The following is a 16,483-nucleotide window of genomic DNA, read 5'->3' on the forward strand; positions in this document are numbered from 1 at the left end:
AGGATAAATAGTCGAAAGTGATGTAGATCTCGTTTTGTGAATAATATTTTGCAAGTGTTGCTATGATTTGTGATTAAGTTCAATAAATCGACAAGGAGGTATTTAGGTGGCTTATTTTGTAGCCATAAAAAAAGCCGGTATAAGTACCGGCTTTTATCCTTTGATATGGCTTATTAAGCTAATTTATCACGCCTGAGCGCGAGATAATCCAATACCCCGCCGAGAACCATGCCGAGCACGCTGAGCTGAATACCCCGCAACAGCAGCATATCAGCCACTTGGTGAGCGGCGGTCCAATCTAGTGCGTTACTTATCAGTAAAATCAGCCATGCGGCTAATAATACGCAGCCAATAGTCAAAAAGCGTAATGCCCAACGATAAGCGGTTTTAAACGCCGTTCGCGGCATAAATTCATCTGTTTTCTGCGTATGTTCTAATGTCTGGCGGCAGATATAAAGCAATATCAGGCCGGGAATAGCTGCAGCAATGGAGAATAAATAGAAGAGAGGCCAGCCATGTGTTTCAACGAACCATCCGGCGATCGGGCCAACATATACACGTCCCACCGCGGATAATGCTGATAACAAAGCAAATTGTGTGGCGGAGAAAGATTTATTACACAGCGTCATCAGCAGAGCTACAAATGCCGCAGTCCCCATCCCACCACACAGATTTTCCAGGAAAATGGCGCTACCCATGGAGAATATATTTTTGTCTGTGATGGATAACAGCCAATAACCAATATTGGATATGGCTTGTAAAATACCGAATATCATTAATGCTCTGAATAAACTCAGGCGCTGCATCAGCAGGCCGCCATACAGTGCGCCAATAATAGTGGCGATTAATCCCAGGGTTTTATTGACCAGCCCAACCTCTCCAGCATCAAATCCCACGCCACGAATCAAGAAAGTGGTGCTCAAGCTGGCGGCAAAGGCATCGCCCATTTTGTACAGTACGATCAGCAGTAGAATGAGCCAGGCATTGTTACGACCAAAGAAATCGCGCAATGGTTCGACGATTGCCTGTTCGAGTGTTTTCGGTGGAGCAATACGAATGTTGGGTTCAGGGGCCACTAGAGTGGCAAATACCCCAATGAGCATCAATCCCGCCATCAACCAGTAAGTGGATTGCCAGCCGAGATAGCGATCCGCTATCCACAGTGCCAGCCCGCCAGATACCAACATGGCAAGGCGATACCCCAGCACGGAAACCGCAGCCCCTGTACCGCGCTCTTCTGCCGTGAGTAAGTCGGTTTTGTAAGCATCAAAAACAATATCTTGCGATGCAGAACAGAATGCAACCAGCACAGCAATAGCAGCCAGCCACCATAAATGTTTAGCCGGTTCCATAAAGCCCATGGCGATAATGGCGATGATTAATAGTAATTGGCTGATTATCAACCAACCCCGGCGGCGCCCCAGAAATGAAGGGGTATAGCGATCCATTAATGGGGACCAAAGGAACTTAAATACATAGGCTTGGCCAACCAAAGAAAAAATACCAATGGTTTTTAGGTCGACGTTTTCAACCGTCATCCAAGCTTGCAATGTCCCACCAGTCAGGGCTAAAGGGAGACCTGAGGCAAATCCCAACAACAAAAGAACAAGAGAATTACGTTGGGTAAAAAGGTTCGAATAGCGATTGGGCATGTGAGACCTACATGCTCCACCCCATCAGCGGGGCAGAGCATTCTGTTAAGCAGTAATAATGATATTAAGCAAACGGCAAACTAGCGGGCATTTTGTTTGATAAAGCTACTGACACTGGTGTCTTGTGCCATATCTGCAATCACATCACTCAACACAGTATTAACGGCATCAGTGATCTTTTCATTGGTGGCAGTAAAGGCGCCCTGGACGTTATAGCTGGCACGGTAGTTTTTAACCTGCTTGTTGCCATTTTTCGCGGTAGCAGTAATAGAAATGTCGGCTTTAGTGGTAATGTTATAGCGAAGATTACCTTCCTGTACGTCAGCAAAGAGTTGATTAACAACAATTTGCAAGTCAACTGGCGCATTAGTACCAATCATATAGCCGCGAGCCGTCATTTGTTTTTCGAGCACTTCTTGTAACAGGAAACGCAGATCACGCGACGGCGTTAATACCACCAACTGGCCATCACGATTCACTCTAGCCAACGCAGCATCTTGGCGCTGATCGGCACCATTAATACTGATAGTCACCCCCATCAGGGTTGGATCTTGCGGTGGCAATACCACTTTCGGAGTAACATTCAAGGTGTTGTTACTGGCAGCACAGCCCGCCAGAATAAAAACAGCCAACAGCGGGAAAAGAATTTTCTTTAGCATGTTCACTTTCTCAATAGTTATGGAATTCTTTAATAATCAGAGCGGGATAGCAGCCATGTTATTTTGCGAGTTTGCAGTTGCGACATCATAGCACTGCGAGTGGCTGGTGGAAGATCCTGATGTAGAGAATTTCACCAAAAAATACGTTTTCCCCCAAGTGACCTTTTATTTACTTCAAAGTTCTTACAAATAGCATTTGGGTTGAATGAGGAGATTAGCCCCTTCGTTTGAGCCGATAGCGGTGAGATATTCAGGATATTTTGTATCTGAAATGTTATAAAACAGCGAAAATACACTAATATTGCAATAGAACCTGTATTGCAATAGAACCTAATTGTAATAGAGAGTAGGCGGTTTTCTGCCTTAGCAGTAAGGAGATCATGATGATTTTGATTCGAGAACAAATTGAAGAAAAACTAAAAGCGGCATTCGAACCGGCTCATCTGGAGGTCATTAATGAAAGTTATCGCCACAATGTTCCTGCGGGTTCGGAAAGTCATTTTAAAATTGTGATCGTTAGCGATAAATTTCAAGACCAACGCTTTCTTACTCGCCACCGCGCGATTTATAGTGCGTTGGCTGAAGAGTTAGCGAGTACGGTTCATGCGCTGGCTTTGCACACTTACACCCTGAAAGAGTGGGCTGGATTACAAGATACCGTACCGGCTTCACCCTCTTGCCGCGGAGCAGGAACATTGGCTTAAACGGTCAGATAAATTAAATCAAGCTTGATAACAGTAGTCATTCTGGCCTGATTTAGGGTATTAGTAGATGAGAATTTTGCAGGCGGCCTTAGGGCCGCTTGTGTTTCTGTATAGGCGACACCTTTATTTTATTAGTGCGCTACAGGAGTTTTAGCCGAGGGAACGATTCACGCGTGAATTTTACCGCGACAACATTCGCTTGCTTTCCTCGACTCATAACCTGTGCGCCGCTATAATGTCGCGTCTTATTTTTCCGGAATGGTTTCGGGACGCTTCTGACATCTGGGATACTCGGTTCTGTATAATGCGGCCGTCCCGGTTCTTAGAGGGTGTTTTCAAAGTTTGCATCATTCCTGGAAAGGGTGTGGTGCTGCTTCGTTGGCAGCTTCTGGAGTTGACCGAGCACTGTGATTTTTTTGAGGTAACAAGATGCAAGTTTCTGTTGAAACCACCCAAGGCCTTGGCCGCCGTGTAACAATTACTGTTGCTGCTGACAGCATTGAAAAAGCCGTAAAAAGCGAATTAGTGAAAGCCGCTAAAAATGTTCGTATCGACGGTTTCCGTAAAGGCCACGTGCCGATGAACATCGTTGAGCAGCGCTACGGCGCATCTGTTCGCCAGGACGTTCTGGGTGATCTGATGCAACGTAATTTCGTTGATGCGATCATTAAAGAAAAAATCAACCCAGCTGGCGCACCTAACTATGTGCCAGGCCAGTACAAAGAGGGTGAAGATTTTACTTATTCCGTTGAGTTCGAAGTGTATCCGGAAGTTGAGCTGAAAGATCTGGAAAGCATTGAAGTAGAAAAGCCAGTTGTTGAAGTAAACGACGCTGACGTTGATACCATGCTGGAAACTCTGCGTAAGCAACAAGCAACCTGGAAAGAAACTGACGCCGCAGCAACTGCTGAAGATCGCGCAACTCTGGATTTCACCGGTTCTATCGACGGTGAAGTTTTCGAAGGCGGTAAAGCAACTGATTTCGTATTAGCAATGGGCCAGGGTCGTATGATCCCAGGTTTCGAAGAAGGTGTAATCGGCCACAAAGCCGGTGAAGAGTTCACCATCGACGTAAACTTCCCAGAAGATTACCACGCAGAAAACCTGAAAGGTAAATCAGCTAAATTCGACATCGTGTTGAAGAAAGTTGAAGTGCGTGAGTTGCCAGAACTGACTGAAGAATTCATCAAACGTTTCGGCGTTGCTGATGGTTCAGTAGCAGGTCTGCGTGCTGAAGTGCGTAAAAACATGGAGCGCGAGCTGAAAGGCGCGGTACGCAACCGTGTTAAAACTCAGGCAATCGACGGTCTGGTTAGCGCTAACGAAATCGACGTTCCAGCTGCACTGGTAGAAAGTGAAATCGACGTTCTGCGCCGTCAGGCTGCACAGCGTTTCGGTGGTAACGAGAAACAAGCTGCTGAATTGCCACGTGAATTGTTCGAAGAACAAGCTAAACGTCGCGTTGTTGTTGGTCTGTTGCTGGGCGAAGTTATCAGCCAGCACGAACTGAAAGCGGATGAAGATCGTGTTAAAGCGCTGATCGAAGAAATGGCGTCTGCTTACGAAGATCCACAAGAAGTTGTTGAGTTCTACAGCAAGAACAAAGAGCTGATGAACAATATGCGTAATGTTGCACTGGAAGAACAAGCAGTAGAAACTCTGCTTGCGAAAGCCAAAGTAACTGAAAAACCAACGACCTTTAGTGAGCTGATGAATCAGACCACTACCGCGTAATGTTTTTTAGCGCATCAAACTGGATATAATTTATCTGGTGTATTGAAAAAGCCCGTAGCCTTCTGGCCGCGGGCTTTTTCTTTTAGTAACAATAATCCTTCAATAGTATGATTAATCTGACATCTTTAGCTGTAATTTGCGCTATATTTGAAAAGTGCTAACAGGTAAATAAACACTAGAGTGTCGGGACTACAGCAGTGATGGTGGGCGAGTTTCAGGTTAAAAAGAGGATTGTTAGACTAAAAAAAGTGTCATTGGGGCTTGAAAATGAATATTAATCCCCCAATTCATCTAACAGACGTTCATATAAGATGTTGATGAAACACTGGCTGATTACCACCGTCGAATGAGTCTGTATCTACCCTAAATAATTCGAGTTGCAGGAAGGTAGCAAGGGAGATAACCCCGATGAGCTTACTGTCGTAAGTGATTCGGGTTATTGAGTGTAGCCAACGCACATGCAGCTTGAAGTATGACGGGTATAACCGGGCTGTTTGCACGCATGAACATAGTCATCATTGCTTATCTCAAGTAGAATCGGTTATGAATGGCGCCAAAGTAAATTCTATTAGGAGACGGTAATGTCATACAGTGGCGAACGAGATCAATTTGCACCTAACATGGCTCTGGTGCCTATGGTGGTTGAGCAGACTTCACGTGGAGAGCGTTCTTACGATATTTTCTCCCGTCTGCTTAAAGAGCGTATTATTTTTCTGACTGGCCAAGTCGAAGACCATATGGCCAATTTGATCACAGCACAAATGCTGTTTCTGGAAGCAGAGAACCCAGAAAAAGACATCTTCCTGTATATCAACTCGCCAGGCGGGGTGATTACTGCCGGGATGTCAATTTATGACACCATGCAATTCATTAAGCCTGATGTTAGCACTATCTGTATGGGCCAGGCGTGTTCAATGGGGGCATTTCTGTTGACCGCGGGCGCTAAGGGTAAACGTTTCTGCTTGCCGAATTCACGGGTCATGATTCATCAACCGTTGGGCGGTTTCCAGGGCCAGGCTACAGATATTGAAATTCATGCCAGAGAGATTTTAAAAGTGAAATCGCGCATGAATGAGCTAATGGCACTTCACACGGGAAAATCTCTTGAAGAAATAGAGAGAGACACTGAGCGTGACCGTTTCCTGTCAGCCGAACAGGCTGTAGAATACGGTTTAGTTGATTCTGTGTTCACCCGTCGTGACTAACGACTTATTTCTGTGAGCCGATATACTATAGTTAATGTAAATAGATAGTGAATGTAAAAAGAACAAATCGTAGCGCTGCATAAAGCCAATTGCGTATTGTTTGTACCCTACTCATTATATCGGCTGTCCGTTACAAGCTAACGTGGCGTACAGTAATAGCGAGAATAGTCTCCCTGCCGCATGGTTTTTAGTGTGACAGATACTGAAGAAGAGGTTTACTGATGACAGATAAGCGCAAAGACGGTTCTGGAAAGCTGCTGTATTGCTCTTTCTGCGGCAAAAGCCAGCATGAAGTGCGTAAGCTAATTGCCGGGCCGTCAGTGTATATCTGCGATGAATGTGTCGATTTGTGTAACGACATTATTCGCGAAGAGATCAAAGAAGTTGCGCCGCACCGGGAGCGTAGTTCGCTGCCAACGCCGCATGAAATTCGTCGCCATCTTGATGATTATGTCATTGGGCAGGAACCGGCGAAAAAAGTGTTGGCTGTTGCGGTATATAACCATTACAAGCGTTTGCGCAATGGCGACACCAGCAATGGTATCGAGTTGGGTAAAAGTAATATTCTGCTGATCGGCCCGACGGGTAGTGGTAAAACGCTGCTGGCGGAAACATTGGCTCGCTTCCTGGATGTGCCATTCACCATGGCAGATGCGACCACACTGACCGAAGCGGGTTATGTGGGCGAAGACGTTGAAAATATCATTCAGAAGCTATTGCAGAAATGTGATTACGACGTTCAGAAAGCGCAACGCGGTATCGTCTATATCGATGAAATTGATAAGATTTCACGTAAGTCTGATAACCCATCGATCACCCGTGATGTTTCGGGCGAAGGTGTGCAACAGGCCTTGCTGAAATTGATCGAAGGGACTATTGCTGCCGTACCACCACAAGGCGGTCGTAAGCATCCACAGCAGGAATTTTTACAGGTTGATACCTCTAAAATTCTGTTTATCTGTGGTGGGGCTTTTGCGGGCTTGGACAAAGTTATCGGGCAGCGCATTAACACCGGAACGGGTATTGGTTTCGGCGCTACGGTAAAAGGCAAATCAGAAAAAGCGACAGAAGGCGAATTATTGAGCCAGGCTGAACCGGAAGATCTGATTAAATTCGGTTTAATCCCTGAATTTATTGGCCGTTTGCCAGTGGTTGCAACCTTGAGTGAATTGAGCGAAGACGCCCTGATTCAGATTCTGAAAGAACCGAAAAATGCACTGACTAAACAATATCAGGCATTGTTCAATCTTGAAGGTGTGGAACTTGAGTTCCGTGATGAAGCGCTGACGGCGATTGCCAAAAAAGCAATGGTACGTAAAACCGGTGCTCGTGGCCTGCGCTCTATCGTAGAAGGTGCTTTGCTGGATACCATGTACGATTTACCGTCAATGGACAGTGTGGAAAAAGTGGTGGTAGATGAGTCAGTTATCGCTGGTCAATCTGCCCCAATGCTGATTTATGGCCAACCGGAAGCCCAAGCTTCTGGCGAATAATTAGCCAAATAATCCAGATGGTTAGTATGACAATGGGGGATTTTATCCCCCATTTCTTTTTCCTCGCATTGTAATCGTTGAATGTAAGACATTCGTCCCCATATACTCAATTACCTATTTAGTGAAACTCGTGATGACTCGTGTTTCACGAGATTCCCAGTAATCTGGCGGAAGCTAAACTAAGAGAGAGCTCTATGAACCCTGAGCGTTCCGAACGCATAGAAATCCCCGTATTGCCTCTGCGCGACGTGGTGGTTTATCCGCATATGGTGATCCCACTGTTTGTTGGCCGGGAAAAGTCGATTCGGTGCCTGGAAGCGGCAATGGACCATGATAAAAAAATCATGCTGGTTGCGCAGAAAGAAGCCTCGACGGATGAGCCTGGTATCAATGATCTGTTTTCAGTCGGCACCGTAGCCTCGATTTTGCAAATGCTGAAATTGCCTGACGGTACGGTAAAAGTGCTGGTTGAAGGGCTACAGCGTGCGCGTATCACCACTCTTTCCGACAGCGGCGAGCATTTTGCGGCTCAAGCGGAATATCTTGAATCGCCAGTGATGGATGACCGTGAGCAGGAAGTGTTGGTGCGCACGGCGATTAATCAGTTTGAAGGCTACATCAAGCTGAATAAAAAGATCCCACCGGAAGTCCTGGCTTCGTTGCACAGTATTGATGATGCAGCGCGCCTGGCTGATACTATCGCGGCTCATATGCCGTTGAAGTTAAATGATAAACAAGCTGTTCTGGAAATGTTCGATGTGACTGAACGTCTGGAATATCTGATGGCAATGATGGAATCTGAAATCGATTTATTGCAGGTCGAAAAACGGATTCGTAATCGTGTCAAAAAGCAGATGGAAAAGAGTCAGCGTGAGTACTATTTGAATGAGCAAATGAAAGCCATTCAGAAAGAACTGGGCGAGATGGACGATGCACCTGATGAGCATGAAGCACTAAAACGCAAAATCGAAGCGGCAAAAATGCCGAAAGATGCACGCGAAAAAACCGAAGCTGAACTGCAAAAACTGAAAATGATGTCGCCGATGTCGGCTGAAGCCACTGTGGTTCGTGGTTACATTGATTGGATGTTGCAGGTGCCGTGGAACAGTCGCAGCAAAGTGAAAAAAGACTTGGTAAAAGCGCAGGAAGTTCTGGATACCGACCATTACGGTTTGGAACGCGTTAAAGATCGTATTTTAGAATACCTCGCAGTCCAGAGCCGGGTCAGCAAAATCAAAGGGCCAATCCTGTGTTTGGTAGGGCCTCCAGGGGTGGGTAAAACCTCTTTGGGGCAATCTATCGCCCGGGCAACCGGTCGCCAATATGTGCGTATGGCATTGGGTGGGGTACGTGATGAAGCGGAAATCCGTGGTCACCGCCGTACCTATATCGGTTCTATGCCGGGTAAATTGATCCAGAAGATGGCGAAAGTCGGGGTAAAAAACCCACTATTCCTGTTGGATGAGATCGATAAAATGGCATCCGACATGCGCGGCGATCCAGCGTCTGCTTTGCTGGAGGTGTTAGATCCAGAACAAAACGTGGCATTTAACGATCACTATCTGGAAGTGGATTATGACTTGTCAGATGTGATGTTTGTTGCGACCTCTAACTCCATGAATATTCCGGCGCCGTTGCTGGACCGTATGGAAGTGATTCGCCTGTCTGGTTATACCGAAGATGAGAAACTCAATATTGCCAAGCAGCATCTGCTGCCAAAACAATTTGAGCGCAACGCCATTAAGAAAGGCGAGCTGACCATCGATGACAGCGCGATCATGAGCATTATCCGTTATTACACCCGTGAAGCTGGGGTGCGTAGTCTGGAGCGCGAAATCTCTAAACTGTGCCGTAAAGCAGTCAAAAATCTGCTGATGGATAAAACGGTTAAGCACATTGAAATCAATGGCGACAACCTGAAAGACTTCTTGGGTGTACAGAAAGTTGATTATGGTCGTGCTGACACTGAAAACCGTGTAGGGCAAGTGACGGGCTTAGCGTGGACTGAAGTGGGCGGTGACTTACTGACCATCGAAACCGCGTGTGTGCCGGGCAAAGGCAAACTGACTTATACCGGTTCACTGGGTGAAGTCATGCAAGAATCCATTCAGGCTGCATTGACCGTGGTGCGTGCGCGTGCGGATAAATTAGGTATTAACCCTGATTTCTACGAAAAACGCGATATCCACGTGCACGTGCCTGAAGGGGCGACGCCGAAAGATGGCCCAAGCGCAGGTATTGCGATGTGTACCGCGCTGGTTTCTTGTCTGACGGGCAATCCGGTGCGGGCTGATGTGGCTATGACCGGCGAAATCACTTTGCGTGGCTTGGTCTTGCCAATAGGTGGTTTGAAAGAAAAATTGTTGGCCGCTCACCGTGGTGGGATCAAAGTGGTGCTGATTCCAGATGATAACAAACGTGATTTGGAAGAGATTCCAGACAATGTTATCGCGGATCTGGAGATCCATCCGGTAAAACGAATTGATGATGTTTTAGCCATTGCGTTGCAAAATCCTGCCTTCGGGGCACAGCCGGTAGCGTCAAAATAGTGACGGATCGCAAGAAGTATTGATAAAACTGATGCTGGTAAGTGAAATGCTACTTGCCAGCTATTTTTTGTGCCGCTAAGTTAGTTCGTCTGTCTGACAAAAGTTTACGCCTTTGGGCTGCTTGCTAAGGTTGGACAGGATTGATATAACAGCTGCGCTGTCGTGTTGTCCGTAGGGATTTTCGGCGCGACAATAGAATTTTAAAGGGGATGAAAGAGTGAATAAGTCACAACTGATCGACAAAATTGCCGCAGGTGCTGATATTTCTAAAGCGGCCGCTGGGCGCGCGTTGGACGCAATTATTGCTTCTGTTACTGAATCTTTGAAAGAAGGGGATGACGTAGCTCTGGTTGGTTTTGGTACTTTTGCAGTACGTGAGCGTTCTGCACGTACTGGCCGTAACCCTCAGACCGGCAAAGAAATCAGTATTCCAGCCGCTAAAGTTCCAGGTTTCCGCGCCGGTAAAGGCTTGAAAGACGCTGTAAACTGATTGCTGCGCCAATTATCACCTGTAGCCGAATATTGTTTGTGTTAAACAATAACCTGACGCAGTTGAGCTGGTAAGGTAAGATACAAGGCGCATCGTTAATGATGCGCTTTTTTTTCGCGCAGCAGCACGAAGGGCTGTCGCAAGGAATGCTGGGTTTATTTAGACCTGCGCAACAGTTTTTATCCATATTACAGCGGAGTATTGTCACATTATGATGGACAATTTACGCGCGGCTGCTAATAACGTCGTGCTCAAAATCATTCTGGCCTTGATCATGTTGTCCTTTATCCTGACTGGGGTTGGCAGCTATTTGATTGGCGGTTCCAACGACTTTGCAGCTAAAGTTAATGGCCAAGAGATTAGTCGTGGTCAGTTAGAACAGGCTGTACAGAGTGAACGTGGCCGCTTGCAACAGCAATTAGGTGAACAGTTCTCCGCATTGGCTGCGAATGAAGGCTACATGTTACAACTGCGTCAGCAGGTACTTGGGCAATTGGTCAACAATATGTTGCTCGACCAATATGCTAAAAAATTAGGTCTGACTGCCAGTGACGAACAAGTGAAAGATGCCATCCGCCAGGCACCTTATTTCCAGACTGATGGTAAGTTCGACAACAGCAAATATCTTGAGCTGGTTAATCGCATGGGCTACACCCCAGACCAATTCGCTCAATTACAGCGCCAGCAGTTGATTAATCAGCAATTATTACAAGCCTTTGGTGATACTGGTTTTGTACTGCCTATCGAAGCACAGGCGATGTCAGAGCTGATTTTGCAGCAACGTGAAGTCCGTCTGGCAACGCTAGACCTCAAAGCACTTCAAGCGCAGCAGAAAGTCACTGATGAAGAGCTGCAAGCGTATTACGACCAGAATAAAAATAGCTTCATTGCGCCGGAACAGATGAAAATCAGTTTCATTGCGATGGATGCCGCTGCGATGCAGGATAAAATCACGATTACTGAAGAAGATATCGCCGCGTATTACGAACAGCATAAAAGCACCTATACCCAGCCTGAGCAACGTAACTACAGTGTTATTCAGTTTAAAACTGAAGCTGAAGCCAAAACTGCATTGGATGAGCTGAAAAAAGGTGCTGATTTCGCCGCTATGGCAAAAGAGAAATCAACTGACATCATTTCCCGCAAAAATGGCGGTGAGTTGGGGTGGTTGGAACCGGAAACTACGGCGGATGAGCTGAAACAAGCCAATCTGACCGAGAAAGGTCAGTTGTCTGATGTGGTGAAATCTTCTGTGGGTTACTTGATTGTTCGTCTTAACGATATCAAACCTGCACAGGTAAAACCGTTGTCAGAAGTTCATGATGCACTGGCTAAACAGGTTAAGCAGGAAAAAGCAGTTGATGCTTATTACGCCTTACAGCAAAAAGTCAGCGAAGCGGCTACCAGCGACAACGAATCTCTGGCGTCAGCGGAAGAAGCCGCAGGTGCTAAAGCTAAGCAAACCGGCTGGTTTACCCGCGATACAGTGCCAACTGAGGTTAATTTCAAACCTGTAGTGCAAGCCATCTTTGAGGGCGGTTTGGTCGGTGAGAACGGCGCGCCTGGCAGCAACTCTGATGTCATCACAGTTGATGGCGACCGAGCCTTTGTTATCCGCATTGACGGCCACAAACCTGAAGGTATTGAGCCATTTGATCAAGTTCGTGATCAGGTTGCCGAGCTGGTAAAACGTCAGAAAGCAGAACAATTGGCACGCATTGATGGTGAGAATATCCTGACTGCGCTGAAACAAGGCAAAGGCGAAGAAGCTATGAAAGCCGCTGGTATCAGCTTTGGTGAGAAGAAAACCTTGTCACGGGCACCAGATGATGACCAATTAGTACAGACTATCTTTAGCTTGCCTCATCCGCAAAAAGACCAGCCGGTGTATGGCTTGTCTCAGGACCGTCAAGACAACATCGTCTTGATCGAACTGTTATCTGTGACACCGGGTAAATTGCCAGAAGGTGAAATGAAGACTTTCGTCGCTAAGATGGAAGAAGGGGCTAGCGGTGTGACCTTTGATGCGCTGATGGCGAACCTGCGCAAACAGGCGACCATTAAGATGGGGCCTGCGGAGCAACAGCAGCCTCAATAAAAAGTCATAACCTCAATAAACCTCGCATTGATTTGCAATTCGATGTAACAACGAAAGGTCGCTTTGGCGACCTTTCGCATATCTAAAATCTGCTCTTTGCGGTAAATCGGAGGCTGAGGCAAGGTAGACATGCTGTCAAACACAAGGAGGATACAGCATGAAATTTATAGGAAAATTATTTGTAATAGCTGCATTATTAGCAGGTTTTAATATCCAACCTGTGGCATATGCCGTTCCCAGCCCCTCGGAGGGTAAAGCTCTCAATCCATCCGGTAAGACCCCGACTAAAGGCCATGTTGCGCCCCAAATCCCGGTAAAAACCACACATGATAAAACGGCTGTAACAGCTACAGTGGGTAATCCGTCAGATGATGTACAACACCCAATAAATATTAATAGCGCTGATGCGGAGCAGTTGGCACAGTCCCTCAACGGGATAGGAAGAAAGAAAGCCGAAGCTATTGTGAACTATCGCGAGCAGTTTGGTTTTTTCACTGATGCAGAACAATTACTCGAAGTTCCGGGTATTGGTCCCTCTTTCTTAGAGAAAAATAGTGGCAAGCTGAGAATGTAAACGTCAATTATAAAATAGTCAGGCGGGTATTGGTGAGTACTTGTCTGGCTCTTTCATCACGAACAGTGCCCAGTATTTCATAATCTAAGGCACAACTGTCCGGTAAAACTGTGACGTTAATCCTAATTATATAGTAAGCATGCTATGAAGTGGTTTTCCTCTGCTAGTCTTTCTATCGAGGTCATACCAGTTGTGTTTATCACTTTATTATTACGATTAACTGTTTGGAGAAGCTCGTCGCCATGCATACTCATATCAAAGTTAGGGGTTTCCATATTGATTTTTTTCAACATGTTAACAATGCCCGCTACTTAGAGTTTCTCGAAGAAGCGCGTTGGGAATGGCTTGATGGGGAGCCTGCCGCGCAATGGATGGCTGAAAATCAAATCGCTTTTATCGTAGTTAATATCAATATTAACTATCGCAAACCCGCAGTTTTGGGGGACCTATTGCGGATCGATAGCCAACTATTAAAGCTGAATGGAAAAAGTGGTGTGATGAAACAAATTATCACGCTGGAACCTGAATTAATTCCGGTAGCAGATGCAGAATTAACTTTTGTTTGTATCGACCTGCGTAGCCAAAAGGCATTACCTATCGACGGGGAGTTGCATGAAAAGCTTCAGGAATTTGTGAATCGAGGGCGCTAAAAGGACACGGTGATTAATTGCGATATACCTCGCTCTGATTGAGCGAGGTAGTGAAAACTGGGCAGTGAATCGCGTTAAATACTCATTCAGAGGTTAAAAATCAAACTAGCCCGGTCTTTTGTTTTAGGCTTAATAGAACTTTAGATTTATTAGCCAGATAGAACTCTAGCCCTTTGGCCCGCAAATGGCAGGCAGCACATTGATCGCAGCCATCACCCTGAATCCCGTTGTAGCAGGTTAGGGTGTCATGACGGACGCGATCGAGTTGCTGATAGTAATCCGCCAACGCCCATGTTTCGGCTTTATCCAGCCACATCAGCGGGGTAATGAATGCTATATCGCGGCCAATACCTAAATCTATTGCATGGTTCAGAGCCTTAACGAATTCATCCCGACAATCTGGGTAACCGGAGAAATCTGTTTCGCAGACACCAGTAATAACCGCCTGAGCTTGTACCTGATAAGCATAAATAGCCGCCAAGGTCAGAAAAAGAATATTACGACCAGGAACAAATGTACTGGGAAGTGAATCCCCGTCGCCTTCATTGTAGGTTGGTACGGGAATACTGTCTCGAGTCAGGCTACTGACTGCTAGCTCATTGAGCATCGTCACATCCAACACTTTATGTGCTTTGGCACCCAGTTGAATCGCCAAATCACGCGCAACATCGATTTCTGCGCGGTGTCGCTGCCCGTAATCGAAAGTCATGCAGTGGACTTCATCATACTGCTGTAATGCTTGAATTAAGCAGGTTGTGGAATCTTGCCCACCACTAAAAACAACGACAGCACGTTTCATATTGCTACCTCGTAAGGCTGTGAGTCTTAATGAGTCAATCTCACAGCAAAATTAAAAACTGGCAGTATGGTACTCAGATAGCGCAATAAAAGGTAGCTGCCTGAGCTTGGTTATCAGGTCGTCGCGGGGGGTAACCATGCCTGGCTGAAGTCGAACCAGCCGTAAGCCGTTAACGTCACACCATTAATTCGTGGTGGGGCATTGACTTGATATTGATAGTTGAACAGCGGAAGAATCAGCCCAGAGAGCATCAGATTATTATAATGTTCACGCAATTGGCGGAAACGTTCTGGAGCCAGTTCGATTTGCTGAATATGAGCCAGTGTTTCTTGCTGTTGTTCCCACTGCGGTGGTGAGAGGATACCACGCCACAGTGGATCAAGCCGTAGCCAGCTTTCCATGGCGGCCTCAGGTGATTCACCGACTAAATGGTCTGCTAATAATAAATCAGCCTTTTTGATTTGATGGGTATCTTTCCACTGTTTATCGTGACTGGCACGGATTTCTAATGTGCACCCATGTGCCGCCAACACTGTTTTTAGCTGCTCGGCGACACTTTTTAGCTCCATTGGCGGTTGATATATCAGTATCAGATGAGCTGGCAGTGGCGAGTCTTCATCAGCCTTAAACTGCGGGATGGGCCAACCCGGTAGCATTTCATGGCTTGGGGTTATGATTCCACGCCGGATTGATAGCTCTTCCAATATGCCGGAAGTTTGCACTAACATCAGTAAGTTGGTTATTTGCTGAAGGGTCATATTACTGTGGTGCTGATTAATTGCCAGATAACAAAATCCCAGGCTCATACTGCGCTGAACGGGGCGTGCTAAAGGGAAGTCCTCTTCCTGTCCGATGGTAATACGCACTGGGTGTTGGCAACTCCCATCTGCTGATTGCTCCATCAGATTAGGGGTTATCCAATATTCGATAATTTCCAGATAAGGGTGCTGCAAATGGTAGAACTCATGTTGTTCCAGCCGTACCAGATGCTGCTCGAAAGTCGCCAACTTAAAGGGACCCGCGCCCAATAGAGGATAGTCTGGATGAAATAAGCGGCAGGGTAAATCAGCTAATCGATGAGCTAACCAGTAATCCGGCTGAGAAAGGGTAAATTGCAAGCATAAAGCGTGGGGTAGGGTGATAGCTAAAATATTGGCAAAGCTGGGTTGGCTGCGAGTATTTTCCCGCAGTAACATCAGCGTCTGTAATAATTGTTGGCCGTGAAGACGTTCCCCATTATGCCAACGCAACTGGCTGCGCAAAAAGAACTGCCAGGTTAAACCATCCTCACTGACTTGCCAGTGGTGGGCCAGATCGGGTTTGGGCTGAGGGTCACCGGTGTTAAACCGGGTCAGGCCCGCGTGTAAGGTATAAATCAGGTGTTGTTCGGCTCGCCCAGTGGCGGTGAGTGGGTTTAAGGGTTCAAGTGTACGGTAATAAGGAATACGCAACACTGGGCTATTTGCTTGCCACTGTCCGCCCATATGAGGGTTCAGCAAGGCTTGTAGGCGATCGGGTGCCAGTTGCGCCAATTCGAGAGCCGCTTGGCTATCCCCTTGTTCGAGAAACTCCTGTAGATAGGTTGCCCGAAGTGCATCGGGGGTTTTTAGGCATTGCAGTTGTGCCCGTTTTCCCCTGCCAACTTGTGAATGCCAACTGAGCCAGTCATTCGCCTGTAGCTGCTGTATTAAGGTGCGAGCATGACGTTCGCTGCAAAACAGCAGGCCAGCGACTTCACCTACGGTAGTCGCCGCTAAGTTGTCTCCGAACTTTTGGTATAGGCGCTGATATTGGGTGAGTCGGTGTATTATGCGCATAATTAAATCCGGAATAGTTTAAATTATTTGTTCACTATTAGTTCCGTAAATACTACGTC

The 16,483-nt window shown here is 46.5% G+C and carries 13 protein-coding genes; 9 read left to right on the top strand and 4 right to left on the bottom strand.

What is annotated here, in order from left to right; all coding sequences use genetic code 11:
• Positions 1–173: 173 nt before the first annotated feature.
• The gene (gene ampG, locus DX162_RS11580; RefSeq protein ID WP_032821253.1) at positions 174–1,652 is read right to left on the bottom strand and encodes a muropeptide MFS transporter AmpG; all 1,479 of its coding nucleotides are present in this window, start codon (positions 1,650–1,652) and stop codon (positions 174–176) included.
• Positions 1,653–1,732: 80 nt separating this feature from the next.
• Positions 1,733–2,311, bottom strand: a complete 579-nt coding sequence (locus DX162_RS11585; protein ID WP_004393496.1) for a lipoprotein — start codon at positions 2,309–2,311, stop codon at positions 1,733–1,735.
• 383 nt (positions 2,312–2,694) lie between these two features.
• Here DX162_RS11585 and bolA point away from each other — a divergent pair, with 383 nt between their 5' ends.
• From bolA to DX162_RS11640, 9 genes are all read left to right on the top strand, one after another.
• Positions 2,695–3,015 carry a transcriptional regulator BolA gene (gene bolA / locus DX162_RS11590; protein WP_072076219.1) on the top strand — a complete coding sequence of 107 codons (321 nt, stop codon included), beginning with the start codon at positions 2,695–2,697 and terminating at the stop codon, positions 3,013–3,015.
• A 429-nt stretch (positions 3,016–3,444) separates the two neighbouring features.
• Complete coding sequence (gene tig / locus DX162_RS11600) at positions 3,445–4,749, top strand: trigger factor (RefSeq protein WP_004393494.1); 1,305 nt, start codon at positions 3,445–3,447, stop codon at positions 4,747–4,749.
• Between the two features lie 581 nt (positions 4,750–5,330).
• Positions 5,331–5,954, top strand: coding sequence for an ATP-dependent Clp endopeptidase proteolytic subunit ClpP (clpP, locus tag DX162_RS11610; RefSeq protein WP_004392666.1), 624 nt, complete (start codon positions 5,331–5,333; stop codon positions 5,952–5,954).
• A gap of 221 nt (positions 5,955–6,175) precedes the next feature.
• Positions 6,176–7,447, top strand: coding sequence for an ATP-dependent protease ATP-binding subunit ClpX (gene clpX, locus DX162_RS11615; protein ID WP_004392665.1), 1,272 nt, complete (start codon positions 6,176–6,178; stop codon positions 7,445–7,447).
• 194 nt (positions 7,448–7,641) lie between these two features.
• Entirely contained in the window at positions 7,642–9,996 is a 2,355-nt protein-coding gene (gene lon / locus DX162_RS11620) for an endopeptidase La (RefSeq protein WP_004392664.1), read from the top strand.
• Positions 9,997–10,213: 217 nt separating this feature from the next.
• Complete coding sequence (hupB, locus tag DX162_RS11625; protein WP_004392663.1) at positions 10,214–10,486, top strand: nucleoid-associated protein HU-beta; 273 nt, start codon at positions 10,214–10,216, stop codon at positions 10,484–10,486.
• A 211-nt stretch (positions 10,487–10,697) separates the two neighbouring features.
• A complete protein-coding gene (gene ppiD, locus DX162_RS11630) occupies positions 10,698–12,584 on the top strand; it encodes a peptidylprolyl isomerase (RefSeq protein WP_032820912.1) in 1,887 nt (628 codons plus the stop codon).
• A gap of 157 nt (positions 12,585–12,741) precedes the next feature.
• A complete protein-coding gene (locus DX162_RS11635) occupies positions 12,742–13,158 on the top strand; it encodes a ComEA family DNA-binding protein (RefSeq protein WP_098081171.1) in 417 nt (138 codons plus the stop codon).
• A 242-nt stretch (positions 13,159–13,400) separates the two neighbouring features.
• The gene (locus DX162_RS11640; protein WP_004392660.1) at positions 13,401–13,808 is read left to right on the top strand and encodes an acyl-CoA thioesterase; all 408 of its coding nucleotides are present in this window, start codon (positions 13,401–13,403) and stop codon (positions 13,806–13,808) included.
• Positions 13,809–13,908: 100 nt separating this feature from the next.
• Here the strand turns inward: DX162_RS11640 and queC are convergent, their stop codons facing one another.
• Entirely contained in the window at positions 13,909–14,607 is a 699-nt protein-coding gene (gene queC / locus DX162_RS11645; RefSeq protein ID WP_004392659.1) for a 7-cyano-7-deazaguanine synthase QueC, read from the bottom strand.
• Between the two features lie 113 nt (positions 14,608–14,720).
• The gene (locus DX162_RS11650; protein ID WP_004392658.1) at positions 14,721–16,424 is read right to left on the bottom strand and encodes an SgrR family transcriptional regulator; all 1,704 of its coding nucleotides are present in this window, start codon (positions 16,422–16,424) and stop codon (positions 14,721–14,723) included.
• Positions 16,425–16,483 lie beyond the last annotated feature (59 nt).

Origin of the sequence: Yersinia kristensenii (assembly GCF_900460525.1) — a bacterium.
Taxonomy (GTDB): domain Bacteria; phylum Pseudomonadota; class Gammaproteobacteria; order Enterobacterales; family Enterobacteriaceae; genus Yersinia; species Yersinia kristensenii.

Excerpts from the sequence above, each read along its gene's own strand:
- ampG (WP_032821253.1), bottom strand. The coding sequence starts at position 1,652 with ATGCCCAATCGCTATTCGAACCTTTTTACCCAACGTAATTCTCTTGTT.
- DX162_RS11585 (WP_004393496.1), bottom strand. The coding sequence starts at position 2,311 with ATGCTAAAGAAAATTCTTTTCCCGCTGTTGGCTGTTTTTATTCTGGCG.
- bolA (WP_072076219.1), top strand. The coding sequence starts at position 2,695 with ATGATTTTGATTCGAGAACAAATTGAAGAAAAACTAAAAGCGGCATTC.
- tig (WP_004393494.1), top strand. The coding sequence starts at position 3,445 with ATGCAAGTTTCTGTTGAAACCACCCAAGGCCTTGGCCGCCGTGTAACA.
- clpP (WP_004392666.1), top strand. The coding sequence starts at position 5,331 with ATGTCATACAGTGGCGAACGAGATCAATTTGCACCTAACATGGCTCTG.
- clpX (WP_004392665.1), top strand. The coding sequence starts at position 6,176 with ATGACAGATAAGCGCAAAGACGGTTCTGGAAAGCTGCTGTATTGCTCT.
- lon (WP_004392664.1), top strand. The coding sequence starts at position 7,642 with ATGAACCCTGAGCGTTCCGAACGCATAGAAATCCCCGTATTGCCTCTG.
- ppiD (WP_032820912.1), top strand. The coding sequence starts at position 10,698 with ATGATGGACAATTTACGCGCGGCTGCTAATAACGTCGTGCTCAAAATC.
- DX162_RS11635 (WP_098081171.1), top strand. The coding sequence starts at position 12,742 with ATGAAATTTATAGGAAAATTATTTGTAATAGCTGCATTATTAGCAGGT.
- DX162_RS11640 (WP_004392660.1), top strand. The coding sequence starts at position 13,401 with ATGCATACTCATATCAAAGTTAGGGGTTTCCATATTGATTTTTTTCAA.
- queC (WP_004392659.1), bottom strand. The coding sequence starts at position 14,607 with ATGAAACGTGCTGTCGTTGTTTTTAGTGGTGGGCAAGATTCCACAACC.
- DX162_RS11650 (WP_004392658.1), bottom strand. The coding sequence starts at position 16,424 with ATGCGCATAATACACCGACTCACCCAATATCAGCGCCTATACCAAAAG.